This is a genomic window from Pseudothauera nasutitermitis (assembly GCF_004801295.1).
In the GTDB taxonomy this organism is placed as follows: domain Bacteria; phylum Pseudomonadota; class Gammaproteobacteria; order Burkholderiales; family Rhodocyclaceae; genus Pseudothauera; species Pseudothauera nasutitermitis.
In genome coordinates this window covers 313,963-339,100 of record NZ_SSOC01000004.1, presented here as the reverse complement: position 1 = coordinate 339,100, position 25,138 = coordinate 313,963, and the positions used below count along the sequence as shown (strand labels likewise).

Sequence of the window (25,138 nt, the reverse complement as noted above, 5' to 3'; positions counted from 1 at the left end):
ACGCATTTCGCTACTTTCATGCATCTTATATATGAGATGTTTTCTTGCCGTCAGGCGCGCAGCCTGGCGAGCAGGCCATCGAGCTGATCGAGGTCGGCAAAACGGATCGCCACCTCGCCGGCGCCCTTGCGATTGGCCTTGATCTTCACCGTGGCGCCGATGGCGTCGGAAAGCTCTTCCTCCAGGCGCAGCAGATCCCGATCGGGCGGCGGTACGGCCTTCTGCTGGCGCGGGTTGACGGTGTGCTGCACCAGGCGCTCGGTCTCGCGCACCGACAGGCCGCGCGCGGCCACCTGGTTGGCGAGCTGGATCTGGCTGGCGCCATCGAGCGGCAGCAGCGCGCGCGCGTGGCCCATGTCGATGTCGCCGGCCATCAGCAATTCCTGCACCGGCGTGACCAGGTTGAGCAGGCGCAGCAGATTGGACGCCGCCGGACGCGAACGCCCCACCGCGTCGGCGGCCTGCTGGTGGGTCATGCCGAATTCGTCGATCAGGCGCTGGATGCCGCCGGCCTCTTCGAGCGGGTTGAGATCCTCGCGCTGGATGTTCTCGATCAGCGACATGGCCAGCGCGGCCTCGTCGGGAATCTCGCGCACCAGGCAGGGCACTTCGTCCAGCCCGGCGATGCGCGAGGCGCGCCAGCGCCGTTCGCCGGCGATGATCTCGTAGCGCGGCGCGCCGTCGACCGGCGCCAGCGGGCGCACCAGGATGGGCTGCATGATGCCCTGCGCCTTGATCGAGGCGGCCAGCTCTTCCAGCGAACCCGGATCCATGCGGGTACGCGGCTGGTATTTGCCGGGTTGCAACAGTTCGGCGCGCAGGGTCTGCAGTTCGCCCTGCTCGGCTTCGTCGTCGCGGTTGGCGGCCAGCAGCGCGTCGAGGCCGCGGCCCAGGCCTTTGAGTTTGGGAGGAGTCATGGGTCGGTCTTCGGATTCATATTCCCGCCAAGCACTTCCAGGCGGGGCAACAGGGCAGGAATGTCTCGGCTTGCAGTCGTCCAGACCAGTGCCGGATCGACTTCGAAGTAATCGTGAATCAGTTTGTCGCGGAAAGCCGCCATCAGGCGCCACGGCACTTCCGGGTGGGCCGCCCGATACTCGTCCGGCAGCTTCTTGGTGGCCTCGCCGACCACCTCGAAGCACTGAATGGTGGCGCGCAAGCGCATGCGGTCGGCGATGAAAGCCTCGCGTCCGACGCGGGCATAGTCGGCGATATCGCGCGCAGCGGTGAGGATGTCCGCAAGCAACAGGGGAAGCGCGCGCATCTCCTTGCCGGTCACAGCGGACGTGCCTCCATGATCACCCGTTCACGGATCAGCGGATGCAATCCGCGTTCGGAAGTCACCTCGACCGGCCGCACAAACAAGGCCTGCAGTTCTTCTTGCAGCGCAATGGCGTCGAACAGACCGGCCTCGGGGTCGAATTCCACCAGCAGATCGATGTCGCTGTCCGGCCCGTCTTCGCCGCGCGCCACCGAACCGAACACGCGCGGATTGGCCGCGCGGTGGCGGGCCAGGCAGGCGAGCAGTTCGGCGCGGCGGGCGGTGAGTTCGTCGAGCAGCGTTCCCATGGGACGATCCTACAGCGTCTTCACGCGCTCGATCATTTCTTCGGCGAAGGCCAGATAGGCCTGCGCGCCCTTGGCGGACTTGTCGAACACCACGCCCGGAATGCCGTGGCTGGGCGCTTCCGCCAGGCGCACGTTGCGCGGCACGATGGCGCGGAACACCTTGTCGCCGAAGTGCCCTTCCAGCTGGGCGGAGACCTGCTGCTGCAGGGTCACGCGCGGATCGAACATGACGCGCAGCAGGCCGATGATCTTCAGGTCACGGTTGAGGTTGGCGTGCACCTTCTTGATGCTGTTGACCAGGTCGGACAAGCCTTCCAGCGCGTAGTACTCGCACTGCATCGGAATGATCACCCCATGCGCGGCGCACAGGCCGTTGAGGGTGAGCATGGACAGCGAGGGCGGGCAGTCGATGAGGATGAAATCGTAATCGGCGCCGAAAGGCTTCAGCGCCTCGCGCAGACGGCTCTCGCGGCGCTCCAGATTGACCAGTTCGACCTCGGCGCCGGCCAGATCGCGGTTGGCCGGCAGGATATCGTAGCCGCCGGCGGACGAGGTGGTGCGCACCTCGTCCAGCGTGGCCAGGCCGACCAGCAGGTGATACACCGATTTCACCAGATCGCGCTTGTCCACGCCGCTGCCCATCGTGGCGTTGCCCTGCGGGTCCAGGTCCACCAGCAGGGTGCGCTGGCCGGCCTGCTGCAGCGCGGCGGCGAGATTCACGCAGGTGGTGGTCTTGCCCACCCCGCCTTTCTGGTTGGCGACACAGAAGATGCGAGCCATTCAGTCCTCTTCGTGCTCCGTGGCATCCCGTTCCAGGATGATCAGATGACGCTCGGCGTCCAGCCCCGGCACCGCCAGCCGATGGCCGGCGGCGACATGCCAGCCGGCTGGCAGGCGGGCGATTTCCTCGTCAGGATACACGCCCTTCATGGCGAACAGGCGTCCGCCCGGCCCGGCCAGATGCCCGGCCAGCGCCACGAAGGTGGCGAGTTCCGCGAAAGCGCGCGAGACGACGCCGTCGAACGGCGCCTCATCGGTGAGCGTTTCCACCCGCGCGTTCACCGCGCGGAAGTTGTCCAGCCCGAATTCGATGCGCGCCTGCTGCTGGAACACAGCCTTCTTGTTCACCGTCTCCACCGAGACCACCTGCAGATCCGGCCGGGCGATGGCCAGCGCGACGCCCGGCAGCCCGCCGCCGGAACCGATGTCGGCCAGACGCCGCACGCCGGCCAGATACGGCAGCACGGCGAGCGAATCGAGCAGATGGTGGGTGACGACTTCCTGCGGCGCGCGGATCGCGGTGAGGTTGTAGACCCGGTTCCACTTCAGCAGCAGTTCACCGAAGGCCAGCAGACGGGCGCGCGTGCCGGCCGGAATGTCCAGGCCGAGCGCATCCAGCCCCTCGGCCAGCAGGCCGTCGAAAGCCGCCAAGGCACTCATGCGGAACGACGCCCGTCATCGGCACGCCCGGCCAGTTCGCGGCGCTTCAGCCACACCAGCAGCAGCGAGATGGCCGCCGGCGTCACACCCTGGATGCGGCTGGCCTGGCCGATGGTTTCCGGCTTATGGGCGGCGAGCTTCTGCTGTACTTCCTTGGACAGGCCGCGCACCTCGGCGTAATCCAGATCGGTCGGCAGGCGGGTGGCCTCGGCGCGCGCCTGGCGCTCCACCTCGTCCTGCTGGCGGTCGATGTAGCCCTGGTACTTGGCGGCGATCTCGATCTGTTCGATCACGCGTGCATCGCGCTCGCCCTGCTCCGGCGCACCCGGCAAGCTCATCAGCGTGGCGTAGGTGGTTTCCGGGCGGCGCAGCAGTTCGAAGTAGCGCTGCTCGCGCTCCAGCGCCTTGCCCAGCACGCGCACCTGATCCTCCACGGGAATCTGCTCGGGGCGCGCCCAGGCCGCCTTCAACTGCGCGCTGCCGCGTTCGATGGCCTCGCGCTTGGCGCAGAACGCCGCCCAGCGTGCGTCATCCACCAGACCGAGTTCGCGGCCCTTTTCGGTAAGGCGCAGGTCGGCATTGTCCTCGCGCAGTTGCAGGCGGTATTCGGCACGCGAGGTGAACATGCGGTAGGGCTCGGACACGCCGCGGGTAATCAGGTCGTCCACCAGCACGCCCAGGTAGGCCTCGTCGCGGCGCGGGCACCACGGCTCGCGGCCCTGCGCCTGCAACGCGGCGTTGGCGCCGGCCAGCAACCCTTGCGCGGCGGCCTCCTCGTAGCCGGTGGTGCCGTTGATCTGGCCGGCGAAGAACAGGCCGGAAATCGACTTGGTCTCCAGCGAGGACTTCAGATTGCGCGGATCGAAGTAGTCGTACTCGATGGCGTAGCCGGGGCGCAGGATGTGGGCGTTCTCCAGCCCGCGGATGGAATGCACGATCTCCAGCTGCACGTCGAAGGGCAGCGAGGTGGAAATCCCGTTGGGGTAGATCTCGTGGGTGGTCAGCCCTTCCGGTTCGAGGAAGATGTTGTGGCTGTCCTTGTCCGCGAAGCGGTGGATCTTGTCCTCGATGGACGGGCAGTAGCGCGGCCCCACGCCCTCGATCACGCCGGAATACATCGGCGAGCGGTCGAGGTTGGCGCGGATCACCTCATGCGTGCGGGTGTTGGTCTGCGTCATCCAGCACGGCAGTTGCGCCGGATGCTGGTCGGCCGAGCCGAGGAAGCTGAACACCGGCACCGGATCGTCGCCCGGCTGCACGCTCATCACCGAGAAATCGATGCTGCGCGCGTCCAGTCGCGGCGGCGTACCAGTCTTCAGGCGGCCCTGGGGCAGCTTCAGCTCTTTCAGGCGCTGGCCCAGCGAGATCGCCGGCGGATCGCCGGCGCGGCCGGCGGAATAGTGCTCCAGGCCGACGTGGATCAGCCCGTTGAGGAAGGTGCCAGCGGTCAGCACCACGGCCGGCGCCTCGAAGCGCAGGCCGATCTGGGTGACCACGCCGGTGACCCGGTCGCCGACCACGGTCAGGTCGTCCACCGCCTGCTGGAACAGCCACAGATTGGGCTGGTTCTCCAGCCTGCGGCGGATCGCCGCCTTGTACAGCACCCGGTCGGCCTGCGCGCGCGTGGCGCGCACCGCCGGGCCCTTGGAAGCGTTGAGAATGCGGAACTGGATGCCGCCCTCGTCGGTGGCCGCGGCCATCGCGCCACCCAGGGCATCGACTTCCTTGACCAGATGGCCCTTGCCGATGCCGCCGATGGACGGGTTGCAGCTCATCTGCCCGAGCGTCTCGATGTTATGCGTGAGCAGCAGTGTGCGGCAGCCCATGCGCGCAGCGGCGAGGGCGGCCTCGGTGCCGGCATGGCCGCCACCGACCACGATGACGTCGAAACGGGTGGGATAAAGCATGAGCGCGCTCCGCGCTTCCTGACAGGGAAAGGCGGGCGATTCTACGCCGTCGCAGCGTAAAAGCCCAGCGTCGCCAAGCGCTGTTTCACGGAATAGTCATTGTCAAACATGGGTTTACTGCGACGACTCCAGCCCATGCCCATGCTCAGGCCGGCCACGCGCCCGGCTTCGCTCCGGGCTGCGTGGCGGACGGTTCAGAACCCTTCCAGCACCGTCTTGCCGATCGCCGTGCCGCTCTCCTGGTGCGCATGCGCGCGGCGCAGGTTCCCGGCGCTGATGCGGCCGTAGTGCTCGCGCGCGGTGCTGCGGATCACCCCGGCGTCGACCAGTTGCGCCAGTTCTTCCAGCAGCGCGTGCTGCGCGGCCAGGTCGGCGGTGTGGAACAGCGAGCGGGTGAACATCAGTTCCCAGTGCAGGCTGATGCTCTTGCGCTTGAGCAGGCGCACGTCGATCGGCTCCGGGTCGTCGATCAGCGCGAAGCGGCCCTGCGGCGCCATCAGTTCGGCGATCTGGACGAAATGGCGGTCGGTCTGGGTGAGGCTGGCGACGTAGCGCACCGGCGGCACGCCGAGGGCTTCGAGCTGCGCCTGCAAGGGCTGGCGGTGATCGATGGTGTGGTGCGCGCCCAGTCCGGTCGCCCAGGCGACGGTTTCCGGCCGCGAGGCGGTGCCGACCACCACCAGATCGGTGAGTTGGCGGGCCAGTTGCACCAGCACCGAGCCCACGCCGCCCGCCGCGCCCACCACCACCAGCGTGGCCGGCCCGGCCCCGGCGCCCGGCCCCTTGCGCGGCACTTGCAGGCGATCGAACAACAGCTCCCAGGCGGTGATGCCGGTGAGCGGCAGCGCAGCGGCATCGGCCGCCGGCAGGCTGCGCGGCGCGTGGCCGACGATGCGTTCGTCCACCAGCTGGAATTGCGCGTTGCTGCCCGGCCGGTCGATGGCGCCGGCGTACCACACCGCGTCGCCCGGCTTGAACAGACCGGCCGCCTCCCCCACCTCGCGCACCACGCCGACCGCGTCGAAGCCGAGCACGCGCGCCTCGCCGGCGGGCGGCTGGGCGCCGCGCCGCACTTTGGTATCGACCGGATTCACCGAAACCGCCTGCACCTCGACCAGCAGGTCGCGCCCGCGCGCCACCGGGCGCGGCAGTTCGAGTTCCACCAGACTGTCGGGGCGGTCGATGCCGCCGGATTGGAAATAGCCGATTGCTTTCATGCTGGATGCTCCTGATGGGGTGGTTCCGCCGCGCCGCCGTGGCACGGGGCGGAATTGGACCCACTGTACGGCCCGGCGCACAGATTGATAATCCGCTTCGATCTTGATTTACTTTCAAAAGATTTTTGAAAGTAAATCCCATGTCGCAACTCGACGATCTCCGCCTGTTCGTCCGCGTGGCCGAAGCCGGCGCAATCAGCACGGCCGCGCGCACCCTCGGGCTCAGCCCGGCGGCGGCCAGCGCCGCGCTGAAACGCCTGGAGCGCCGGCTCGACGCCCGCCTGTTCGAACGCTCCACACGCTCGCTGCGCCTCACCCCGGCTGGCGAGGCGTTCCTCGGCCATTGCGCGCAGGCGCTGGAAGTGCTGGATGGCGGGCTGGCCACGCTGCGCCACGGGCGCGAGGAACTCTCCGGCGACATCCACCTGGGCGCGCCCTCCGACCTCGGCCGGGGCACGCTGGACGCGGTGCTGGAAGACTTCCGCCGCCGCCATCCGCAGATCCGCCTGATCCTGCACCTGGCCGACGGCATGCACGACCTGTACCGCAATCCGCTGGACCTGGTGCTGCGCTACGGCGGACTGCGCGACTCCAGCCTGGTGGCGCGCAAGCTGTGCGACAACCACCGGGTGGTGTGCGCCGCCCCCGCCTATCTGGCGCGCGCCGGGCGGCCGGCCACGCCGGCCGAGCTGGCGGCGCACAACTGCCTGTGCTTCTACCTGAGCAACGGGCTCTACGACCGCTGGCGGCTCACCCTGGACGGCCGGCAGTACGAGATCGACGTGCGCGGCGACCGCGCCGCCGCCGACGGCGCGCTGGTACACCAATGGGCGCTGGACGGCCACGGCATCGCCTACAAGTCGCGCCTGGACATTCGCGCCGATCTGGCCGCCGGCCGCCTGGTCGATCTGTTCCCGCGGGCCGCCTGCGAGCCGGCACCGCTGTACGCCGTCTACCCCAGCCGGCGCCACCAGCCCGCGCGCGTCAAGGCGCTGGTGGACGATCTGGAGCGGACACTGGGGCCGGAACGCGCTCCGGCCTGACGCGCAGCGCGGCGATCACCCCCGCCACCAGCAGCGCGATGCCGGCCAGCACCAGCGGTGCCGGCCATTCGCCGCGCAGCATGAAGGCATAGGACAGCGCGGCGAGCGTCTCGAAGACGATCAACTGGCCGACCAGCGCGGTGGGCAGGCGCTGGCTGGCCTGGTTCCAGCACAGCGTGCCCAGCCAGGAGGCGAACAGGCCGATGGCCAGCATCAGGCCGATGAAGGCCAGCGGACGCGGGCCCAGGGGCATGTCGAACTCCGCCCCGCCCACGGCCATGCCGCCCCACAGCAGCGCATAGCCGGCCAGCGCCAGCGGCAGCGTGGCCACGCCCTGCGCCGTGGCCCAGGCGCGCGGGCTGCGATCCGGGTGGGCGCGCAGCCAGTCGGCGTTGCGCAGCGGGTACCAGGTCCAGCACACCACCGCGCCCACCGCCAGCAGCGCGCCGAGCGCGTAGCGCCCCACGTCGGCATCGGCCTGCGCGCGCAGCACGGCGAATTCCGCCTGATTCACGCAGGCGATGCCGGCGGCGATGACCAGCAGCGGCGGCACCAGCCGCGGCCATGGCAGGCGGCCGTCGCGTCCGTTGTCGCGCAGGTTGGCGCACACTGCGATGACCACCGGCAGCGTGCCGATCAGCATCGTCGGCAACGGCCCGCCGGCGCGCTGGATGGCGCTGGAGAGGAACAGGTAGTACAGCAGGTTGCCGATGGCCGCGAGCTTGAGCGCCTCGATCCAGTCTGCGCGGGAGAGCTGCGCGAGCGCGCGGCGGTCCGCCCAGGCCAGCGGCAGGGCGATCAGCCCGAAGGCCAGGTAGCGCCCGACGGTGTGCAGGGCCGCCGGATATTCCGGCAGCAGCAATGGGCCGACGAACACCAGGCCCCACATCAGCCCGGCCGCCAGCGCGTAGAGCGTTCCGATCCACATGATGGCGCCAGTGTGGCGGCGCGCCGTGCGCGCGTCTTGTACCGGATTGCGGTGCGCGCGGAGCGCTCAGCCGCGTACCTGGCGCTGGTAGCGGCCCGGCGTGGTGCCGTAGCGGCTGGCGAAGGCGCGCGTGAGGTGCGCCTGGTCGGTCAGCCCGACGGCCGCCGCAACCTGCGCGGCGGGCGTGCCGGCGGCGAGCAGGCGCTTGGCTTCGGCCAGGCGCAGCACCATCAGCATCTGCTGCGGGCTGACGTGGTACTGCGCGCGGAAACTGCGCAGGAAATGCCAGGGGCTCAGCCCGGCCACCGCCGCCAAGCCGTCCAGCGTATGGCGCTGATCCAGGTGGGCGTGCAGGTAATCGAGCACGATGCCGAAACGCGGCGCCCCGGCTGCGGGCGCGGCGCGCGGCGCCCCGGCGTGCGGACGGAACAGCGCGAGCAGTTCGGCCAGCGCGCTGTCGAAGGCCAGCGGCTCGCGCGCCGCCCACAGCGCGTCGAGCAGCGCGGTGGCGCGTCGCGCGGCGGCCTCGTCCTCGCGCACCGCGTCATGGAACCACCAGCCGCGTTCGCCGGTGATGTGCTCGATCACGTCGGGTTCGACGTACAGCATGCGGTAGCGCCAGCCGCCGTCACCGGCCGCGCGCCCGGTGTGCAGTTCGTCGGGATTCATCAGCACCAGCGAGCCGGACGCCGCCAGATGCTCGGCGCCCCGGTAGCGGAAACGCTCCGCGCCGCTCTCGATCGCCCCCAGGCCGAAGGCGTCGTGGCTGTGGGGCTCGAAAGCATGGCGCACGATGTGCGCGCGATAGCACTCCACCCCCGGCCGATGGGCCGGGCGGCAGAAGCGCGCAGCATCGCGCGGGTCGTCGAAGAGCTGGGGCACGCCTTCCATGGGCACACCATAGCATGCCCGATCCCGCTGTTGCCCCAGCGGAAATCAGAGATCGGCGTCCGCCAACAGCGCAGCCGGCGCCCCCTCACGGCACCAGCACCGCCGCGCCCTGGATGGCGCCACGGCGCAGGCTGTCCAGGGCCTCTTGGGCGGCCTCCAGGGGCCAGGGCTGCACGTGGGTGGCGATGGGCGTGGCGGCGGCCAGCTCGAAGAAGCGGGCGCCGTCGGCACGGGTGAGGTTGGCCACCGAGCGCAGCACGCGCTCGCCCCACAGGATGTCGTAGGGGAAGGCGGGGATGTCGCTCATGTGGATGCCGGCGCACACCACGGTGCCGCCCTTGCGCACGCGGCGCAGCGCGGCGGGCACCAGTTCGCCGGCCGGGGCGAAGATCAGCGCGGCGTCCAGTGGCTCGGGCGGGTTTTCCGCACCGCTGCCGGCCCAGGCCGCGCCCAGTTCGCGGGCGAAGCGCTGGCTTTCCGTGTCGCCGGCGCGAGTGAAGGCGTAGAAGGGACGACCCTGGTGGCGCAGCACCTGGGCGACGATATGGGCCGCAGCGCCGAAGCCATAGAGGCCGATCCGGCGCGCGTCGCCGGCCATGGCGAGCGCCCGGTGGCCGATCAGGCCGGCGCATAGCAGCGGGGCGAGCTCGACGGCGGACGGCGCGTCCGGCAGGGCGAAGCAGTAGCGCTGGTCGGCCACGGTGTATTCGGCGTAGCCGCCGTCCAGCGTGTAGCCGGTGAAGCGCGCGGCGTCGCACAGGTTTTCCTGCCCGGCGCGGCAGTAGCCGCACTCGCCGCAGGTCCACCCCAGCCAGGGCACGCCGACACGCTGGCCGCCACAGAAAGCGCTGACGCCGGGGCCGAGCGCCGCAACGCGGCCGACGATCTCGTGGCCGGGCACCACCGGCAGCAGAGGGTCGGGCAGTTCGCCATCCACCAGGTGCAGGTCGGTGCGGCACACGCCGCAGGCTTCCACCTTGAGCAGCACCTGCCCGGCCGCCGGCTGCGGCACCGGCCGTTCGGCCAGGCGCAGGGGTGCGCCGGGCGCCTCGAAGAGCATCGCGCGCATGGGCGGCGCTCCCCTTCCCCGGCTGATGCGGACTCAGCCGAGCGCGGCGAGCGCGGCGGCGTAGTCGGGTTCCTGCTTGATCTCCGGCACCAGTTCGGCGTGGATCACCCGGTTGGCGGCATCGAGCACCACCACCGCGCGCGCAGTCAGCCCGGCGAGCGGGCCGGTGGCGACGGCCACGCCCCAGGCGGGAGCGAATTCGGGATGGCGGAAGGTGGACAGGGTGTGCACGTTGGCCAGCCCTTCGGTTTCGCAGAAGCGCTTGGCGGCGAACGGCAGGTCGCCGGAGACGACCAGCACCACGGTGTCCGCGAGTCCGGACGCCTCGGTGTTGAACCTGCGCGTGGAGGTGGCGCAGACGGGGGTGTCCAGACTGGGCACGATGTTCAGCACCTTGCGCTTGCCGGGCCAGGCGTCCAGGCCGACGTCGGCCAGATCGGCGGCGGTCAGCTGCAGGGCGGGCGCCTGCGCGCCCTTGGCCGGAAAATCGCCGGCCACTTCGATCGGGCTGCCGCCCAGGGTCACGGTACTCATTCTTATGGTCTCCTCGTGCTTCTCTCGTTGGGGGTTGCGTGCGCCGCGCCGGCGGAAAACCGGCGCGGCGCGGGGCTCAACTGGTCATCTGCGTCTGCAGGTAGTTCTGCAGGCCGACCAGCTTGATCAGGCCCAACTGCTGTTCCAGCCAGTGGGCGTGGTCTTCCTCGGTGTCGTCGAGCATCTTTTCCAGGATTTCGCGGGTCACGTAATCCTGTTCGGTCTCACAGAGCGCGATGGCCGCGCGCAGGTTCTTCACCACGGTGTATTCGACGGCCAGGTCCTTGGCGAAGATGTCCGGCAGATCGGCGCCGATGGTCAGCTTGGACGGCGTCATCGCCGGCAGGCCTTCGAGGAACAGGATGCGGCGGATCAGTTCGCTGGCGTGCTGGGTCTCGTCCTCCATCTCGTGCGCGATGCGCTCGGCGGCGCGCACCAGGCCCCATTCGGAGAGCATGCGCGAATGGATGAAGTACTGGTCGCGCGCGGCGAGTTCGTCGGCGAGCAGGGCATTGAGGGTGGCGATGATTTTCTTGCTGCCTTTCATTGGGGGGCTCCACGGACGGCCAGGGGGATGATCAACATGATAGACCGGCGCATGGCGCCGCGCACCCCGTACCGGTCATGCCCGACGCTGCTTGCAGGCCGGCCGCGCGTGGTTGTCGAAGGCCACCGGGAGGGTGCCTCGTGCTGCATCGATACCGCCAGCGTGCCATCGGCGAGCACCGCGAGGGCATGCGGAAGATGCAGTGCGGCGCACCGGAAGTCAGAAGGCGCGGCCGCCGGGCCGCGCCTGTAACGGGCTTGCCTCAGAACTCCCAGGCGATACCCGCGTTGGCGAAGTTGCGGCCGTTGCCACGGCCGACCGCGCCGGAAACCTTCAGGCCATCGAGAATCTCGTAGCGCAGGCCGACGGCGCGATCCGGGCCGTCATGCTCCACGCCGAAAGTCTCGACGATGAAGTGGAACTGTTCGGTGAGCGGCAGATCGAGGCCCACACCCCAAGTGTTGGCGCCCTCGCTGTCGCCGCGCTCATGGGCGATTTCGCGGCCCAGGTTCACATGCACCAGCTGGCCGCCGTCGAAGGCCCAGGTGAGCAGGCCGGTCAAGCCGTGCACGCGGGTAGATACGCCATCCAGGCGATCGCGGCCGTATTCGTACTTGAGACCGGCGGACAGACCGGTCTCCGACTGCAGCGGCACCCACTTGATCGCCAGCCCATGGCCGTGGGTGGTTTCGGACGGCGACACCGAGGAATCGCGCGTGCGCGCCAGCCCCAGTTCGACCTCCACGTTGTCGATCGGCCCGAAGCCGGCGGCGGCCTCCAGGCCCTTCGCCTTGTCGTCCTTGGACCAGCCGAATTCCAGCTTGGCGCCGCCCTTTTCCAGGGTGCCGGCGTCATCCACGTTCATCGGGCGCTCGGCATGGGCCGACAGGGACAGCACCACGGACAGCAGCGCCAGAGATTTGCCTACGGTACGCATCATGATTCCTCTCAACGGTTTCGTTCATCAGGCGGCCAAGCACCAGTCTCGAAGAATCCATGCCGCAGACATGGTAATTTGGTCTGGGTGAATCTTAATGAGATTCAGTCTTGTTTTCTAGCGAATTCTCACACCGCATCAAGTTTTTGTGGCGCCGTTGCAACCCGCCCATCCGGCTCCATTACGGAGTGCGGGCGCACGCAGGAAAGAACGCCCGCCCGGCGGCTCAGCGCGCTGCCGGCGCGTCCTCGGCCACCCCGGCGCAGCCGCTCTGCCCGTCCGCGCGCGGACGCGAGAGCAGCGGCCAGGCGCGCGCGAAATGCACGGTGAACACGCCGATCCACAGCCCACCGGAAGCCACCCACAATACCGGCGCCCAGCCCGGCGCAAAACCGGCGGCGGCGCGCAGCACGGTGGCCGTCACCAGCAGGGCCACCGCCCACGGCACCCAGGGGCCGCTCTCCGGCTGCACGCCGGCATGGATGCGCCCGGCGATGTTCAGCACCACGTAGATCGACAGCCCCATGCCGCCCACCATCAGCACATGCCGGCCGGCCGAGAGCGGCAGCGCGAAGCCCAGGCTGGCGGCGCCAAGCAGCAGATAGCCCAGCGCCATCAGCACGTACACCAGATACAGCGGCAGCACCCAGCGCGCGAACAGCACGCGGCCGAGGTGCCAGTCATTGCCCAGATTGAACAGCGCGGCGGCGGCGGCCAGGGCGATCCAGCCAGCCACCGGCGCGGCCGGCGCACCCAGCGTGGCGCCGGCCAGTTCGACGGCCGTGTGCAGGGCGATGCAGAAGATCGCCAGATTGCGCCGGGGCGGGCGTGCCAGGTATTCCTGCGCGCCGTCGCCGCGCTCCTCCAGCGCGGCATTGACCACGCGCATCGAAATGCGCGACAGCGCCACCACGATCAGCGCCATCAGCACGCCCACCGCGGCATACAGCCAGGGCAGCGGCGCGCCGCCGCCGAGCACGGCGGCGTGATAGCCGAGCACACAGCCCAGCAGCGCCGCCAATCCCCACAGGAAGGCCAGGTGGCGGCGCTCCGGATCCCCCCACAAACGCGGCGCGGCCACCGCCAGCGCACCGGCCAGCAGAGTCGTTTCCGCCAGCGCCACCAGCCAGGCGCCCGGCGCGCCGCCGAACAGGCCGCCGATGCGCGCGACGAGCCACAGCGCACTCAGGGCCGCAGTCCATCCGCGCGGCACCGCCGCGCTGCCGGTGAATTCCGGCACGGCGGTGAGCAGGAAACCCAGCAGCGCGGCCACGCCGAAGCCCAGCACCATCTCGTGCGCATGCCACAGCAACAGGCCGCCGGGCACCCAGGACAGCAGCGGCGCGCCGGACAGGGCCGCCAGCCACACGGCCAGTGCCAGCGCGCCCCAGGCGGCGGCCACCAGAAAGAAGGGGCGGAAGCCGCACAGCAGCAGCGCTTCCAGCCCGACCCGCCAGCGCGCCGCGCTCAGCATCGCAGCCCTCCGCGAGCCGGCGCGGCCCCCGGTCGGACCGTGTGCACGGCCTGCAGGGCGGTTTCGCACGCCGCGTCTTCCGGCGTCTGCGCGCATACCTGCGGCGGCAGGCCGAAGCTCTCGCGCACGGTGGCGTCGCGCAGCAGTTCGGCGGTACGGCGGTAGACGAAATCGTCGTCGCGCCGCGCGGCCGGGCGGTCGAGGGCGAAGCGCGCCACCACGCGGCCGGGCGAGGCGGCCATGACCAGGATGTCGTCGGACAGGCGCACCGCCTCCATCAAGTCGTGGGTGATCATCAGCACCGCCATCTCGCGCCCGGCGAGGTGTTCGGCGAGCAGTGCGTAGAGTTCGGCCTTGAGGCCGACGTCGAGTGCGGAGAACGGCTCGTCGAGCAGCAGCAGGTCGGGCCCCAGCACCAGCGCGCGGGCCAGCGCCACGCGGCTCTGCATGCCGCCGGAAAGCTGGTGGGGAAATTTCTGCAGATCGTCCGCCGCAAGCCCCACACGCACGCCCAGTTCCGCGGCGCGCGCCTCGCGCTCGGCGCGCGCCACGCCCGCCGCCTTGAGGCCCAGGGCGATGTTGTCCAGCGCGTTCTTCCAGGGCAGCAGGCGCGGCTGCTGGAACACGCTGGCCGGCGTGGAGAAATTCGATTCGATGCGCCCCTCGCGCACCGCCAGCAGGCCGGCGACCAGATGCAACAAGGTGGTCTTGCCACAGCCCGAGGGGCCGACCAGCGCCATCACCCGCCCGGCCGGCAATTCGAAATCGATGCCTTCCAGCACGGTGCGCAGCGCATAGGCATGGCCGACACCACGTGCGAGCAGCCTGCGGGGAGCCGGGACGGTGTTCATGTCGTGCTCCGCCAGCGTTCCACCGCGCGCTTGAGCGGTTCGAGCAGCAGGTATTCGACCGCCAGCAGCGTGCCCACCACGGCGAGAATCCAGGCTAGCGTGGCGGCGGTGTCGAGGTGCGAACGCGTCACCGCCAGCGCCGCGCCCACGCCGTCGCTAGTGGCCAGCAGTTCGGCCATCACCACCACCTTCCAGGAAATCCCCAATGCGGTGATCCACGCCGGGAACAGGTAGGACAGCACGTGCGGCAGATACACGTCGGTGAGCCGCATGCGCGCCGGCAGGCGATAGGCGGCGGCCAGTTCGGCAAGCTGGCCGTCCACCGTGCGCGCGCCCTGCATGGCGCCGACGAAGATCACCGGAAAGGCGGCGACGAACACGGTGAACACCGGCGTGCCGTCGCCCGCGCCGAACCACAGCAGGGCCAGCACCAGCCAGGCGATGGGCGGCGTGCCGATGAGCACGGTGACCACCGGGCGGGACATCATCGCGGCGGTCATCGACAGCCCGGCGGCCAAGCCCAGCGCGCTGCCGGCGGCGAGCGCGAGGACGAAGCCGGCCAGCGCGCGGCGCGCAGTGATGCCCAGTTCGCTCCACGCCCCGCCTCCGGCGAGCAGGCCGGCCAGCGTGGACAAGGCGGCGCGCGGGTCGGGCAGGATCAGCTCGCCGTAGAAACCGGCCAACCACTCCCACAAGGCCAGACAGAGCAGCAGCGAGGCCACCGCCCCCCAGCCGCTCCACAGATAGGCCGGCAGGCCGGCCAGCCAGCGCACCGCTGCGTTCATCGAACTCCTGGGGCGTAGAAACCGTCATCGGGCAGGCGGCCGCCGATCAGCGCCGGATTGCGCTCGGCCAGCACGCCGTAGAAGAACTCCAGCTCGGCGCGCGCCTGCGAGGCAGGCACCGCTTCGAGCGGGCTGACCGCCAGCGCGTCGGCCACCGCCTCGGCGCTGAGCAGCTCGATGCGCGCGGCCACTGCGCGCGCGCAGGCTTCGCGCTCGTCCTGGCAGAAGCGCAGGGCCTCGGCGTAGGCGTTCTGGATGCGTTCGACGAAGGCCGCATCGTCGGCGCGCGCGCCCATCACCGCGATGCCGGCCTGCGGCATGCGCGGGCTGCGGTTCAGCACGCGCCCCCATTCGGCCTGCAGGTCGAGCGCGCGGTGCAGCGCCGGGGCGATCAGGCCGATCGGGAAGGACTTGGTCTTGCGCAGCGCCATCGACACCGCCGGCTCGGCCAGCAGGGCGTGATCCACGCGGCGGGCGATGAGCAGTTGCATGGCGTCCATCGGCGTGGCGACGTAGCGCAGGCGGAAGTCCTTGCGCGGGTCGAGGCCCTGGCGCTCGGCCACCGTGCCGAACACGATGTCCGGCATGTCGGCGCGGAAGGGCATGGCGATCTCCTCGCCCTTCAGGTCGGCCAGGGTGTTGATCTGCGCAGAGCGCGACACCAGCCACAGGATGCCCCAGGTGGACACGTTGGCCAGCCGCAGCTTGGCGCCCCGGTTGTACAGGTTGGCGGCCACGTTGGTGGGCATGGCGAGCACGTCGGTACGCCCCTCCAGCGCCATCACGCGCAACTGGTCGGGGTCGCGCCAGAGGACGAAATCGACCTGCTCGGCGAGATCGGCCAGCGCGCCGCTGTCCGCCATGCGCACCAGCGGGAAGGACACCGCCGCCGCCGGGCCGGCGAGCACCAGGCGGGGCAGCTTGCCGCCCTCCGCCTGCGCCGGCCCGCCCGCCAGGGCGGTGCACAGCGCGAACAAGGCCGGCAGAACGGTGCGCAAGGCGGACAGGCGGGGTTTCATGCTCAGAACTTCCCGTTGTAGGAAACGAACAGGCTGCGGCCGGGGGCCTCGATTTCCTGCCCCGAGACGCCTTCGGTCAGGTGCTCATGATAGGCCTTGTCGGCCAGATTCTTCACCGCCACGCGCACGCTGTGCCCGCCGCGCTTCCAGGTGGCGCCCAGATCGGCGGTAGCGAAGCCCGGGGTCTTGTCCTCGCTGCCGCGCGCGAACACGGTGGCCACGCGGTTCTGCTCGCGCACCAGGCGCAGCGTGGTATCCAGCGTCCATTCCGGCGCCACGCGGCCCTCCCAGCCCAGGCGCAGTTCGTCGGCGGGCATCTGGAACAGCGGCTCGTCGAGATCCTCGTTGGTGCCGCGCACGATGGACAGCCCGGCGCTGGCCCAGTGGCCTTCGACGAACTGCCAGCGGCCCTGGGCTTCGAAGCCCTTCAGGGTGGCCCGGCCGAGGTTGATGGTGCGCTTGCACGCCGCCGCGTTGGCCGCGCCGCAAGCCGCGATCGCCGCGGACGTGCCGGAGATGTCCAGGCCGGTGATGTAATCGTCGATGCGCGTGCGGTAGGCCGCCAGGCTGTATTCGAAGCGACTGTCCGCGCCCTTCAGGCCGAGTTCGATCTGCGTGGCGGTTTCCGGCTTGATCTGCGGGTTGCCGACGTAGAAGTAGCCGTCGCCGCGCGGCGAGGCTTCGAAACGCTCGCGCATCTCGCCGGCGCGCACGCCGCGCGAGAGATTGACGTAGGGGCGCAGCAGCGGCGCCACCTCGTAGATCGCCGCCAGCGAGCCGGACCACATGCGGTCGGTGCGCGACAGGCCGGTGGTCACCGGCGGGTTGCCCACGGCGTCGGCGGTGCCTTCCACGCGGTCGTGGCGCAGGCCAGCGACCACGTTGAGCGCGCCGAAGCGCATGTCGTCCTGCAGGTAGAAGCCGAGCGCTTCGATGCGGCCGTCGCGGAACGGGTCGTTGCGCGCATAGGGTGCGGCCGGGTTGGGCGGTGCGGTGCGCATCAGCCGGGCGGGCGAGGCTTCCATGCGCCAGGCGTTGGCGCCGAAGGACAGCAGGTGCTGCGGATGGGCCAGCCAGTCGGCGCGCGCGTCGATGCCATCGGTGGTGAACGCCACGCGGGTCTGCGCGATGTCGCCGATATCCACGCCGGCCGCGTTGTAGGCGCGCGAGAAGATCTGCCGTTCCATCTCCTGGCGGTACACCCGCACATCCACATTCACCGGCGCCTCGCCGCTGCCCTTGTGGCGGTATCCGGCTTCCACCAGCGTGCGCTCCTGCTTGGGCGAATACACGGTGGCGCGGGAAATCTGCGGGTTCTGGTGCGGCTTGGTGGAACCCGGATACCACACGTCCTCATCGGTGTGCTGCTGCAGCGAAACGCGCAACTCGTTGGCCGAATCGATGCGGAAGCGGTACTGGCCGATGAAGCTGTCGGAATCGTAGCCGGTATCGTCCACCCGCCCGCCCGGCGCCTTGTAATCGCCGATGCGCGCCAGCGAGGCGCCCAGCATCAGCGCGTGGTCGTCGTTGGCCACGTTCATCACCCCGGTGGCGCGCACGCCCCGGCTGGCGCTGTCCCAGGACAGCGCGGTATCCAGCCCGATGCCGGATTCGAAGCGCGCCTGCGGCAGACGCACGTTGATCGCCCCGCCCAGCGCCCCGCTGCCGTACAGCACCGAGGCCGGGCCCTTCACCACTTCCACGCGCTCGGCCAGCGGCAGGCTCATGAAGGAGGCGATGGCGCCGGCCGGTTGCGCGGAGTTGAAGCGGATGCCATCCACCAGCAGCACCACGCTTTCCTTCTTCAGACCGCGGATCACCGGGTTCTGGCCCTGGGCGCTGTCGCCTGAGACCGCCAGGCCGGGTTCGCCGCGCAGGGCCTCGCCGACGTTGTTGGCGCCACGGCGCAGCAGTTCGTCGCGCGTCAGCGACACGGTGGCGGCCGGGGTTTCCAGTTCATCGGCCGCGTAGCCTTTGGCGGTCACGCTGAGTTCGCCCAGCACGGCATCGGCCAGTACGGGCGGAGCGGCCAGCATCGCGCAGGCCAGGGCAAGGGGACGCACTTTCATCTCATTCTCCGGGAGACGGTTGGGCTGGCTGGCATGTGCTGGCTGGCCGGGTTCGAAAATGAGGCGGATCGTGCGGGAATGCGAACCATTTTCACTTGATTCCCATCAATTCGTTCCGGGCATCCGCAAGCCTTGAAAACACATGGGACTTGACGCCGGAAAGAACATGCATAAAATGAGATGCGTTCTCATTATCGTCAGAATCAGGAGTCCCCTTTGTCCCGCTATACCGGCCCCCGTCTGAAAGTCCTGCGCGCGCTCGGCACCGAGCTGCCCGGGTTGTCGCGCAAATCGCCCGGGGAGCGCAACTACCCGCCCGGCCAGCACGGCATGAAGCAGAAGCGCAAGTCCGACTACGGCCTGCGCCTGATGGAAAAGCAGAAGCTGCGCATGAACTACGGCCTCTCCGAGCGCCAGATCCAGCGCCTGTTCCGTGAAGCCAAGGGCTCCAAGGCGCCCACCGGCGACAAGCTGCTCGAACTGCTGGAGCGCCGCCTGGACAACTTCGTCTTCCGCGCCGGCTTCGCACCCACCGCCGTGGCCGCGCGCCAACTGGTGAATCACCGCCACGTGCTGCTCAACGGCCGTTCGGTGAACATCCCGTCGATCCGCATCAAGCCGGGCGACACCATCACCCTCACCGACAAGGGCCGGCGCATCCCGTCCACCGTCGAATGCCTGGCCGAACCCGCGCTGACCCGCCCGGAATGGCTCAGCTTCGACCAGCAGGCGGTGAGCGCCACCGTGACCCGCGTGCCCGATGCCACGGAAGTCCCCTTCCCGATCGAGGTCCAGCACGTGGTCGAGTACTACGCGGTGCGGCTGTAATGGGCGCGCTCGCCGGAAGGAATGCACGGGCGGACGACGGCCCTCACTACGCGGAGCGGCCCGAACTGGCCCTCTCCGCGGTGCTCCACCTGATGTCGCGCTTTCCGGCGAGCCGCAGCGCGGCGGTGGCCGACGCGGTGGTCGATCATCTGCGCCTGCTGTGCGAAGATCCCCGCCAGCCTGCCTGCGTGCGCGAAACCGCCGACCAGCTGATCGGCGAATGGTGCGCCTACGGCGCGCTGACCGACGAGGCCCTGCTGCCCACGGGCGCACTGCCCAGCTAGCCCCATGGACGCGCGCGCCGGCACGCTGGCCGATCTGTACCGCCAGCACCATGGCTGGCTGCTCGGCTGGCTGCGTGCGCGCCTGGGCTGCCCGCACAACGCCGCCGACCTCGCACACGACACCTTCGTACGCCTGCTCGGCAACCGCCGCCAGGTCGAACAGCTGGCCGAGCCGCGCGCCTACCTGACCACCATCGCCCGTGGGCTGGTGGTCGATCACTGGCGCCGGCGCGACATCGAACAGGCCTGGCTGCAGGCCGTCGCCCAGTTGCCCGAAGCGCTGGCGCCCTCCCCGGAAACCCGCGTGCTGGTGATCGAGGCCCTGCTGCGCATCGATGCCATGCTCGACGGCCTGCGCCCCAAGGTGCGCGAAGCCTTCCTGCTTTCGCAGCTCGACGGCCTGGGCTACCGTGAGATCGGCGAGCGCCTGGGCGTTTCCGAGCGCATGATCAAGAAGTACATGGCGCAAGCCATGCTCGCCTGCATGCTGGCCCTCGACGGCGACGGCCTGCATGCCGCCTGAACACGCGCCCAGCCTGGACGCCCTGCGCCAGGCAGCGGAATGGTTTGCCGTGCTCGGCGATCGCGGCGCCGGCGAACCCGAGCGCCGGCGCTGGCAGGCCTGGCTGGACGCCAGCGCCGAACACCGCAGCGCCTGGGCACGCGTGGAAGCCGTCACCCGCTCCTTGGCCGGCCTCGGCGAGCAGACCCCGCCCGCCGCCGCGCGCGGCGCGCTCGGCGTACGCCATGCCAACACCCGCCGCCACGCGCTGAAGCTGCTCGCCGCCGGCGGGCTGACCGTGCTGGCCGGCTGGCTGGGGCCGGCCATGCTGACCCCGCGCGAATGGCTGACGCGTCTGGCCGCCTGGCGTGCCGACGAACGCACGGCCATCGGCGAGGTACGCCAGGTCACCCTGGCCGACGGCGGCCTGCTGTGGCTGAACACCGCCAGCGCAGCCGACATCGAGTACGGCGCGCAACTTCGCCGCATCGCGCTGCACGCCGGCGAACTGCTGGTGGACAGCGTCCCGGATACCCGGCAGCCCTCCCGCCCACTGGTGGTGGATACCCCGCACGGCCGCCTCACTGCCCTGGGCACCCGTTTCGCCGTACGCCTGGACGGTGCGCACAGCCAGGTAAGCGTGTTCGAGGGTGCGGTCGAGGTCGCTCCGCACGGCCTGCCGGCCAGCGTGCTGCAGGCTGGCAGCCAGACCCGCTTCTCGGAACACACCCAGGCTCCCTTCACAGCGGCCCAGCCCGCGCGCGAAAGCTGGACGCGCGGCCTGCTGGTCGCCGACGACCGCCGCCTGGACGATTTCGTCGCCGAACTGGGGGGTTACGTGCCGCTGAAGGTCGAAGTCGCGCCGGAAGCCGGCGCGCTGCGCCTGGTGGGCGTGTATCCGATGCACGATCCGGCGCGCGATTTCACCCGCGCGCTGGCCGCCATCCAGCGGACCCTGCCGGTACGTGTGCGCCAGGCCGAAAACGGCCGCTGGCGCATCGAGCTCCGCTAACCCCTCCTCGAACATCCCTGGCCATTCCACCAGTGCCGGCTGCGGGAACTGCACCGCAGCGGTTCCCTTTTTCGCACGCCATCCGGCATGCGTGATGAACACCTTCTTTCACACTTACAACAACGTTCATCACCATGATCCGACCGCTTCGTTCCACCTCCGGGGTAGCGCCACGCGCACTGGCCGCCGCGCTCGCCGCCCTGCCGCTGGCCGCCCTCTGCGCGGCTTCCAGCAACGCCGCCCACGCGCAGCAGATTCCGGCCTCCGAGCGCGACTACGCAATCCCCGCAGGGCCGCTGTCCTCCGCGCTGACCCGCTTCGCCGCCGAGGCCGGCGTGCCTCTGTCGGCGGATGGGACCATGCTCGACGGCCTGCGGACCCCCGGGCTGCGCGGCCGGCACGATGTTGCACGCGGGTTCGCGCTGCTGCTGGAACGCAGCGGCCTCGAGGCCATTCGCGACGCCAACGGCACCTGGGTCCTGCGCCCTGCGCCGCATCAGGCGCCGCAGACGCTGAGCGAAGTGCTGGTCAGTGCCCCGCATGACTCGCAAGGCGTACACGTCATCGGCCGCGACACCCTCGATGCGCTCGGCCGCGGCAACGGCGACATCACCAGCGTGCTGCGCGTGCTGCCCAACGTCCAGTTCGACAACAATCAGCTGCACGGCGGCCGGCAAGGGGAAATCGCCCCGGCCGACGTCAGCATCCACGGCTCCAAGTACTACAACAACCTGTACCTGATGGACGGCATGTCGTTCAACAACGACATCAACCCGGCCAACCGCGCCAGCGACGGCACTTCGGGCACCAACAACAACACCTCCCCGCCTTCCGCCAGCCAGGGCTTCGCCATCGACACCAGCCTGCTGTGCAACATCACGGTGCGCGACAGCAACGTGCCGGCGGAATTCGGGCGCTTCTCCGGCGGGGTGATCGCCGCCGATACCTGCGCCCCCACCCGCACCTTCGGCGGTCAGGTATCGGTGGAGCGCTCCCGCTCGGCATGGACCAAGCAGCACCTCACCCCCAGGCAATAAGTGGAGTATCCGGATTCCGCCACGGTCAACCAGCAACCGGAATTCGAAAAATGGACTTACCGCCTCGCCCTGGAAGGCAAGCCCAGTGAAAACCTCGGCCTGATCGGCAGCTTCGTGCGCAAGACCTCCGAGATTCCGCTGCGCGGCTACTCCGGCGGCCGGGTCAGCACGGCGGACGGCAACAGCAAGACCCAGCGCCGGGAAATCGACAACTTCTTCGTGCGCGGCTTCTGGACACCTGGCGGCGGCATCGCGGGTGATCTTTCATTGCTCTACGCCCCCGGCCAGGGCAAGTACTTCATCGCGGATGCGAAGAACTCGGACTTCGAACTGAACAGTGGCGGCTACGGCCTCAACCTGGGACTGAGCCACCCCCTGGGCGACCATGCCGTGCTGAGCCATCGGGTAGGCTGGAGCCGCGTGGAGAGTTCGCGCTCGGCGGATTCCACCACCTGGAAGGCCTGGCGCTATTCCCCCGAAAAGAACTGGGGCGTACAGACCGGCACCGGTGCCACCGGCTACATGAGCTACGAGGGCGGCTGGGGCGACATCGACCAGACGCAGGACTCCCTCAGCTGGCAGGCCAAGGCGGACTGGGAACCGATACGCCTGCTCGGCGTGGAGCACCGCTTCCAGGCCGGTTTCGAGCTGAGCCGGCAGGAACAGACCTACCACCGCAAGACCACCTACACGCAGTACACGGCCTCCGTGAACACCAACACCTGCAACATGGTCGGCGGTGGCGTGGATACCGAAACCTGCTCGCTCTCCAGGCCGTGGAACACCACCACCTTCGCCGGACAGTACCTGGCATCGCGGTTGATCTATTTCGCCGGCAAGTTCGACGTGGAGAACACCAGCCGGGCGCTTTTCCTGCAGGACGAAATGCGCCTGGGCAACGTGCGCCTGCGACTGGGCGCGCGCTACGACAAGGACGATCTCGCCCCCAAGGCCACGCTGGCGCCGCGCGCGGCGGCCTTCTGGGATGTCTTCGGCGACCACGGCACCCAGGTCGAAATCGGCGCCAACCGCTACTACAGTCGCAATTTCATGGTGTATCGCGCGCAGGCCAAGCGCCTCGCGCTGCAAAGCACATCACAGACGCGCACGCTCACCGGCGGCCTTCTCAACGACTGGGCATCCCCCACCATGGCCACCAACTGGACCTGGTACAAGCTCGGCGACATGAAGGTGCCCTACGACGACGAAAAGGTCATCGCCATCAGCCAGCGCTGGCTGGGGCACACCTGGAGCCTGAAGCGCGTGCACCGCGAGAGCCGCGACGAGATGGTCCTGCACCTGCGCTCGGCGGCCAATTACTACTGGGACAACACCGGCGCTTCCAAGGCCAAGACCTGGGCGCTGAGCGTGGAAAGCGACCGGCCGATCCGCCTGGGCGGCACCGCCACCAAGCTGATGCTGGGTATCGATCACACCGATCTGACCACCTCGCATGCCGATTACTCCGACACGCTGAGCGAGCTCACCGGCGGGCTGGACCGCGTCATCATCTACGACGGCAAGCCCATGGCCTGGGGCGCCCGTCCCGCGCAGAACTACAACCGGCCGTGGTCCGCGCGCCTGCTGCTGACCACTGAAATTCCGGCCGCGCGACTCACCGTCGGCAACTTCTTCCGCGTGCGCGACGGTTTCGAAAAGATGATCGACACCGGCGTCTCGGTGCCCTACGACAACACCACTGCGCGCGTCTGGAGCAAGCGCAAGTTCGGCACCGCGATCACCTGGGACGTGAACCTGAACTGGCGGATTCCGGTCACCGCCGGACAGGAGGCTTTCATCAACCTGAACGTCGAGAACGTGCTGAACCGCAAAAACGAGATCGAGAACAGCGGCAACGAACTGGAATACGAAAAAGGCCGCCAGTTCTGGGTCGAACTCGGTTACCGCTTCTGAACCGCCGGCCCCGTGCGCCCAGCGCGGGGCCGCCTTTCTTCGGGATTCCCCATGCCGCGCCAAGTCCATCGGCTTCGCCGCCCCATGCTTTTCCGACGCCTGCTGACAGCCGTCGCCGTACCGTGCGCGCTGTCGATCGCCGCCGGCCCCGCCGCGGCCTCCGCCCCTTCCTGCAGCACGCCGGAGGGCGGCTGGGAGGCCGCCTGTCTACGCGCCCTGTACGCGGGCGACATCGGCACCTGGCCCCGCCCCCACGGCATCGACGAGCGTACGGACTGGAAGGAAATGGCCCCCATCGACAGCCTGGCGGCAGACGCGGGCGACGAACCGCGCGCGCGACTCGGTAAACGGCTGTTCTTCGACCCCCGCCTGTCGCGCTCCGACCAGATTTCCTGTGCCAGCTGCCATCGTCCCGAACATGGCTTCGCCGATTCCCAGGCGCAGTCCCCCGGGCACGAGGGCCGCAAGGGCAAACGCAACGCCCCCACCGTGCTGGGCGCCGGCCACGCCAGCACCCTGTTCTGGGACGGCCGTGCGGCCAGTCTCGAAGAGCAGGCCGCCGGCCCGATCGCCCATCCGGACGAGATGGCCATGCCGCTGGATGAACTGCCCGCCAAGCTCGCCGGTCTGGACGACTACTCGGCGGCCTTCGCCCGCGCATTCGCCGGCGAAGCGCGCGCAGGCAACTCCGGGGCGGTCTCTTTGGCACGCATCGCCGCCGCGCTGGCCGCCTACCAGCGCACCCTGCTTCCCCCCGCCACGCGCTTCGACCGCTTTCTCGCCGGTGAACGCGATGCGCTCGCCGCGCACGAACTCGTCGGCCTGCACCTGTTCCGCACCAAGGCACGCTGCATGAGCTGCCACGACGGCGCGCTGCTCAGCGACAACCGTTTCCACAACCTCGGACTCACCTGGTACGGCCGCGAGTACGAAGACCTGGGACGCTACGAGGTCACCGGCGACCCCGCCGACGTCGGGCGCTTCCGCACCCCCACGCTGCGCCAGGTCGGCCAGACCGGACCGTGGATGCACAACGGACGCTTCCCCAGCCTGCGCGGGATACTCAACATGTACAACGCCGGCATGCCGAGGCCGGGCCCGGTGACGGAAGCACAGGCACACGACCCGCTGTTCCCGGTCACCTCGGAACTGCTCGGCACGCTGCACCTGACCCCGGCCGAGCTCGACGCGCTGGAAGCCTTTCTGCGCACGCTGTAAACACTCGAGCGACACGTGCCCAGGCACCTTCAGCCTGCCGGCGGAATGTCGCCCGTTGAAGCC

26 protein-coding genes are annotated in these 25,138 nt (G+C 69.6%); 8 read left to right on the top strand and 18 right to left on the bottom strand.

Annotated elements, in window-relative coordinates; translation table 11 throughout:
- Window positions 1-50: 50 nt before the first annotated feature.
- The 7 genes from E6C76_RS11955 to E6C76_RS11925 form a co-directional block, all read right to left on the bottom strand.
- Window positions 51-917, bottom strand: a complete 867-nt coding sequence (locus E6C76_RS11955) for a ParB/RepB/Spo0J family partition protein (RefSeq protein ID WP_136348473.1) — start codon at window positions 915-917, stop codon at window positions 51-53.
- Window positions 914-1,279, bottom strand: a complete 366-nt coding sequence (locus E6C76_RS11950) for a HepT-like ribonuclease domain-containing protein (protein WP_211090198.1) — start codon at window positions 1,277-1,279, stop codon at window positions 914-916. Before E6C76_RS11950 ends, E6C76_RS11955 begins: the two co-directional genes overlap by 4 nt.
- Window positions 1,276-1,569, bottom strand: a complete 294-nt coding sequence (locus tag E6C76_RS11945) for a nucleotidyltransferase family protein (RefSeq protein WP_136348472.1) — start codon at window positions 1,567-1,569, stop codon at window positions 1,276-1,278. Before E6C76_RS11945 ends, E6C76_RS11950 begins: the two co-directional genes overlap by 4 nt.
- Window positions 1,570-1,578: 9 nt before the next feature.
- Entirely contained in the window at window positions 1,579-2,349 is a 771-nt protein-coding gene (locus E6C76_RS11940) for a ParA family protein (RefSeq protein WP_136348471.1), read from the bottom strand.
- Complete coding sequence (gene rsmG, locus E6C76_RS11935) at window positions 2,350-3,009, bottom strand: 16S rRNA (guanine(527)-N(7))-methyltransferase RsmG (RefSeq protein WP_136348470.1); 660 nt, start codon at window positions 3,007-3,009, stop codon at window positions 2,350-2,352. It lies immediately after the preceding gene.
- Complete coding sequence (gene mnmG / locus E6C76_RS11930) at window positions 3,006-4,916, bottom strand: tRNA uridine-5-carboxymethylaminomethyl(34) synthesis enzyme MnmG (RefSeq protein ID WP_136348469.1); 1,911 nt, start codon at window positions 4,914-4,916, stop codon at window positions 3,006-3,008. The genes rsmG and mnmG overlap by 4 nt, the downstream gene beginning before the upstream one ends.
- 194 nt (window positions 4,917-5,110) lie before the next feature.
- A complete protein-coding gene (locus E6C76_RS11925; protein ID WP_136348468.1) occupies window positions 5,111-6,133 on the bottom strand; it encodes a zinc-binding alcohol dehydrogenase family protein in 1,023 nt (340 codons plus the stop codon).
- Between the two features lie 140 nt (window positions 6,134-6,273).
- Between E6C76_RS11925 and E6C76_RS11920 the strand changes: the two genes are divergently transcribed.
- Window positions 6,274-7,176: a LysR family transcriptional regulator gene (locus E6C76_RS11920; protein WP_136348467.1), complete on the top strand. Its 903-nt coding sequence runs from the start codon at window positions 6,274-6,276 to the stop codon at window positions 7,174-7,176.
- Here the strand turns inward: E6C76_RS11920 and E6C76_RS11915 are convergent.
- From E6C76_RS11915 to E6C76_RS11865, 11 genes are all read right to left on the bottom strand, one after another.
- The gene (locus E6C76_RS11915) at window positions 7,118-8,104 is read right to left on the bottom strand and encodes a DMT family transporter (RefSeq protein ID WP_136348466.1); all 987 of its coding nucleotides are present in this window, start codon (window positions 8,102-8,104) and stop codon (window positions 7,118-7,120) included. The genes E6C76_RS11920 and E6C76_RS11915 overlap by 59 nt on opposite strands.
- Window positions 8,105-8,170: 66 nt before the next feature.
- The gene (locus E6C76_RS11910; protein ID WP_136348465.1) at window positions 8,171-8,995 is read right to left on the bottom strand and encodes an AraC family transcriptional regulator; all 825 of its coding nucleotides are present in this window, start codon (window positions 8,993-8,995) and stop codon (window positions 8,171-8,173) included.
- An 85-nt stretch (window positions 8,996-9,080) separates the two neighbouring features.
- Entirely contained in the window at window positions 9,081-10,064 is a 984-nt protein-coding gene (locus tag E6C76_RS11905) for a zinc-dependent alcohol dehydrogenase family protein (protein ID WP_136348464.1), read from the bottom strand.
- A gap of 33 nt (window positions 10,065-10,097) precedes the next feature.
- A complete protein-coding gene (gene tpx / locus E6C76_RS11900; protein WP_136348463.1) occupies window positions 10,098-10,598 on the bottom strand; it encodes a thiol peroxidase in 501 nt (166 codons plus the stop codon).
- A 76-nt stretch (window positions 10,599-10,674) separates the two neighbouring features.
- Window positions 10,675-11,145, bottom strand: coding sequence for a bacterioferritin (bfr, locus tag E6C76_RS11895; protein WP_136348462.1), 471 nt, complete (start codon window positions 11,143-11,145; stop codon window positions 10,675-10,677).
- A 262-nt stretch (window positions 11,146-11,407) separates the two neighbouring features.
- Window positions 11,408-12,085 carry a hypothetical protein gene (locus E6C76_RS11890; RefSeq protein ID WP_331000014.1) on the bottom strand — a complete coding sequence of 226 codons (678 nt, stop codon included), beginning with the start codon at window positions 12,083-12,085 and terminating at the stop codon, window positions 11,408-11,410.
- Between the two features lie 223 nt (window positions 12,086-12,308).
- Window positions 12,309-13,556, bottom strand: a complete 1,248-nt coding sequence (locus E6C76_RS11885; protein WP_136348461.1) for an NnrS family protein — start codon at window positions 13,554-13,556, stop codon at window positions 12,309-12,311.
- A complete protein-coding gene (locus E6C76_RS11880; protein WP_136348460.1) occupies window positions 13,550-14,407 on the bottom strand; it encodes an ABC transporter ATP-binding protein in 858 nt (285 codons plus the stop codon). The genes E6C76_RS11885 and E6C76_RS11880 overlap by 7 nt, the downstream gene beginning before the upstream one ends.
- Window positions 14,404-15,192 carry an ABC transporter permease gene (locus tag E6C76_RS11875; RefSeq protein ID WP_136348459.1) on the bottom strand — a complete coding sequence of 263 codons (789 nt, stop codon included), beginning with the start codon at window positions 15,190-15,192 and terminating at the stop codon, window positions 14,404-14,406. Before E6C76_RS11875 ends, E6C76_RS11880 begins: the two co-directional genes overlap by 4 nt.
- On the bottom strand, window positions 15,189-16,211 hold the full coding sequence (locus tag E6C76_RS11870; RefSeq protein WP_136348458.1) for an ABC transporter substrate-binding protein: 1,023 nt from the start codon (window positions 16,209-16,211) through the stop codon (window positions 15,189-15,191). The genes E6C76_RS11875 and E6C76_RS11870 overlap by 4 nt, the downstream gene beginning before the upstream one ends.
- Window positions 16,212-16,213: 2 nt before the next feature.
- A complete protein-coding gene (locus tag E6C76_RS11865; protein ID WP_136348457.1) occupies window positions 16,214-18,280 on the bottom strand; it encodes a TonB-dependent receptor in 2,067 nt (688 codons plus the stop codon).
- Window positions 18,281-18,496: 216 nt separating this feature from the next.
- Between E6C76_RS11865 and rpsD the strand changes: the two genes are divergently transcribed.
- From rpsD to E6C76_RS11830, 7 genes are all read left to right on the top strand, one after another.
- Window positions 18,497-19,108, top strand: a complete 612-nt coding sequence (rpsD, locus tag E6C76_RS11860) for a 30S ribosomal protein S4 (RefSeq protein WP_136348456.1) — start codon at window positions 18,497-18,499, stop codon at window positions 19,106-19,108.
- Between the two features lie 92 nt (window positions 19,109-19,200).
- Complete coding sequence (locus tag E6C76_RS11855) at window positions 19,201-19,392, top strand: hypothetical protein (protein ID WP_230976254.1); 192 nt, start codon at window positions 19,201-19,203, stop codon at window positions 19,390-19,392.
- 4 nt (window positions 19,393-19,396) lie between these two features.
- Window positions 19,397-19,915, top strand: a complete 519-nt coding sequence (locus E6C76_RS11850) for a sigma-70 family RNA polymerase sigma factor (protein ID WP_136348454.1) — start codon at window positions 19,397-19,399, stop codon at window positions 19,913-19,915.
- The gene (locus E6C76_RS11845) at window positions 19,905-20,906 is read left to right on the top strand and encodes a FecR domain-containing protein (protein WP_136348453.1); all 1,002 of its coding nucleotides are present in this window, start codon (window positions 19,905-19,907) and stop codon (window positions 20,904-20,906) included. The genes E6C76_RS11850 and E6C76_RS11845 overlap by 11 nt, the downstream gene beginning before the upstream one ends.
- Before the next feature lie 134 nt (window positions 20,907-21,040).
- Window positions 21,041-21,943: a TonB-dependent receptor gene (locus tag E6C76_RS11840; protein WP_136348452.1), complete on the top strand. Its 903-nt coding sequence runs from the start codon at window positions 21,041-21,043 to the stop codon at window positions 21,941-21,943.
- On the top strand, window positions 21,944-23,857 hold the full coding sequence (locus E6C76_RS11835; RefSeq protein ID WP_136348451.1) for a TonB-dependent receptor: 1,914 nt from the start codon (window positions 21,944-21,946) through the stop codon (window positions 23,855-23,857).
- Between the two features lie 84 nt (window positions 23,858-23,941).
- Window positions 23,942-25,075, top strand: coding sequence for a cytochrome-c peroxidase (locus E6C76_RS11830; protein WP_136348450.1), 1,134 nt, complete (start codon window positions 23,942-23,944; stop codon window positions 25,073-25,075).
- Window positions 25,076-25,138 lie beyond the last annotated feature (63 nt).

Excerpts from the sequence above, each read along its gene's own strand:
- E6C76_RS11830 (WP_136348450.1), top strand. The coding sequence starts at position 23,942 with ATGCTTTTCCGACGCCTGCTGACAGCCGTCGCCGTACCGTGCGCGCTG.
- bfr (WP_136348462.1), bottom strand. The coding sequence starts at position 11,145 with ATGAAAGGCAGCAAGAAAATCATCGCCACCCTCAATGCCCTGCTCGCC.
- E6C76_RS11840 (WP_136348452.1), top strand. The coding sequence starts at position 21,041 with ATGATCCGACCGCTTCGTTCCACCTCCGGGGTAGCGCCACGCGCACTG.
- E6C76_RS11870 (WP_136348458.1), bottom strand. The coding sequence starts at position 16,211 with ATGAAACCCCGCCTGTCCGCCTTGCGCACCGTTCTGCCGGCCTTGTTC.
- E6C76_RS11945 (WP_136348472.1), bottom strand. The coding sequence starts at position 1,569 with ATGGGAACGCTGCTCGACGAACTCACCGCCCGCCGCGCCGAACTGCTC.
- E6C76_RS11905 (WP_136348464.1), bottom strand. The coding sequence starts at position 10,064 with ATGCGCGCGATGCTCTTCGAGGCGCCCGGCGCACCCCTGCGCCTGGCC.
- E6C76_RS11920 (WP_136348467.1), top strand. The coding sequence starts at position 6,274 with ATGTCGCAACTCGACGATCTCCGCCTGTTCGTCCGCGTGGCCGAAGCC.
- E6C76_RS11890 (WP_331000014.1), bottom strand. The coding sequence starts at position 12,085 with ATGATGCGTACCGTAGGCAAATCTCTGGCGCTGCTGTCCGTGGTGCTG.
- E6C76_RS11915 (WP_136348466.1), bottom strand. The coding sequence starts at position 8,104 with ATGTGGATCGGAACGCTCTACGCGCTGGCGGCCGGGCTGATGTGGGGC.
- E6C76_RS11875 (WP_136348459.1), bottom strand. The coding sequence starts at position 15,192 with ATGAACGCAGCGGTGCGCTGGCTGGCCGGCCTGCCGGCCTATCTGTGG.
- rsmG (WP_136348470.1), bottom strand. The coding sequence starts at position 3,009 with ATGAGTGCCTTGGCGGCTTTCGACGGCCTGCTGGCCGAGGGGCTGGAT.
- E6C76_RS11845 (WP_136348453.1), top strand. The coding sequence starts at position 19,905 with ATGCCGCCTGAACACGCGCCCAGCCTGGACGCCCTGCGCCAGGCAGCG.
- tpx (WP_136348463.1), bottom strand. The coding sequence starts at position 10,598 with ATGAGTACCGTGACCCTGGGCGGCAGCCCGATCGAAGTGGCCGGCGAT.
- E6C76_RS11955 (WP_136348473.1), bottom strand. The coding sequence starts at position 917 with ATGACTCCTCCCAAACTCAAAGGCCTGGGCCGCGGCCTCGACGCGCTG.
- E6C76_RS11940 (WP_136348471.1), bottom strand. The coding sequence starts at position 2,349 with ATGGCTCGCATCTTCTGTGTCGCCAACCAGAAAGGCGGGGTGGGCAAG.
- E6C76_RS11925 (WP_136348468.1), bottom strand. The coding sequence starts at position 6,133 with ATGAAAGCAATCGGCTATTTCCAATCCGGCGGCATCGACCGCCCCGAC.
- E6C76_RS11910 (WP_136348465.1), bottom strand. The coding sequence starts at position 8,995 with ATGGAAGGCGTGCCCCAGCTCTTCGACGACCCGCGCGATGCTGCGCGC.
- E6C76_RS11885 (WP_136348461.1), bottom strand. The coding sequence starts at position 13,556 with ATGCTGAGCGCGGCGCGCTGGCGGGTCGGGCTGGAAGCGCTGCTGCTG.
- E6C76_RS11865 (WP_136348457.1), bottom strand. The coding sequence starts at position 18,280 with ATGAAAGTGCGTCCCCTTGCCCTGGCCTGCGCGATGCTGGCCGCTCCG.
- mnmG (WP_136348469.1), bottom strand. The coding sequence starts at position 4,916 with ATGCTTTATCCCACCCGTTTCGACGTCATCGTGGTCGGTGGCGGCCAT.
- E6C76_RS11850 (WP_136348454.1), top strand. The coding sequence starts at position 19,397 with ATGGACGCGCGCGCCGGCACGCTGGCCGATCTGTACCGCCAGCACCAT.
- E6C76_RS11880 (WP_136348460.1), bottom strand. The coding sequence starts at position 14,407 with ATGAACACCGTCCCGGCTCCCCGCAGGCTGCTCGCACGTGGTGTCGGC.
- E6C76_RS11855 (WP_230976254.1), top strand. The coding sequence starts at position 19,201 with ATGTCGCGCTTTCCGGCGAGCCGCAGCGCGGCGGTGGCCGACGCGGTG.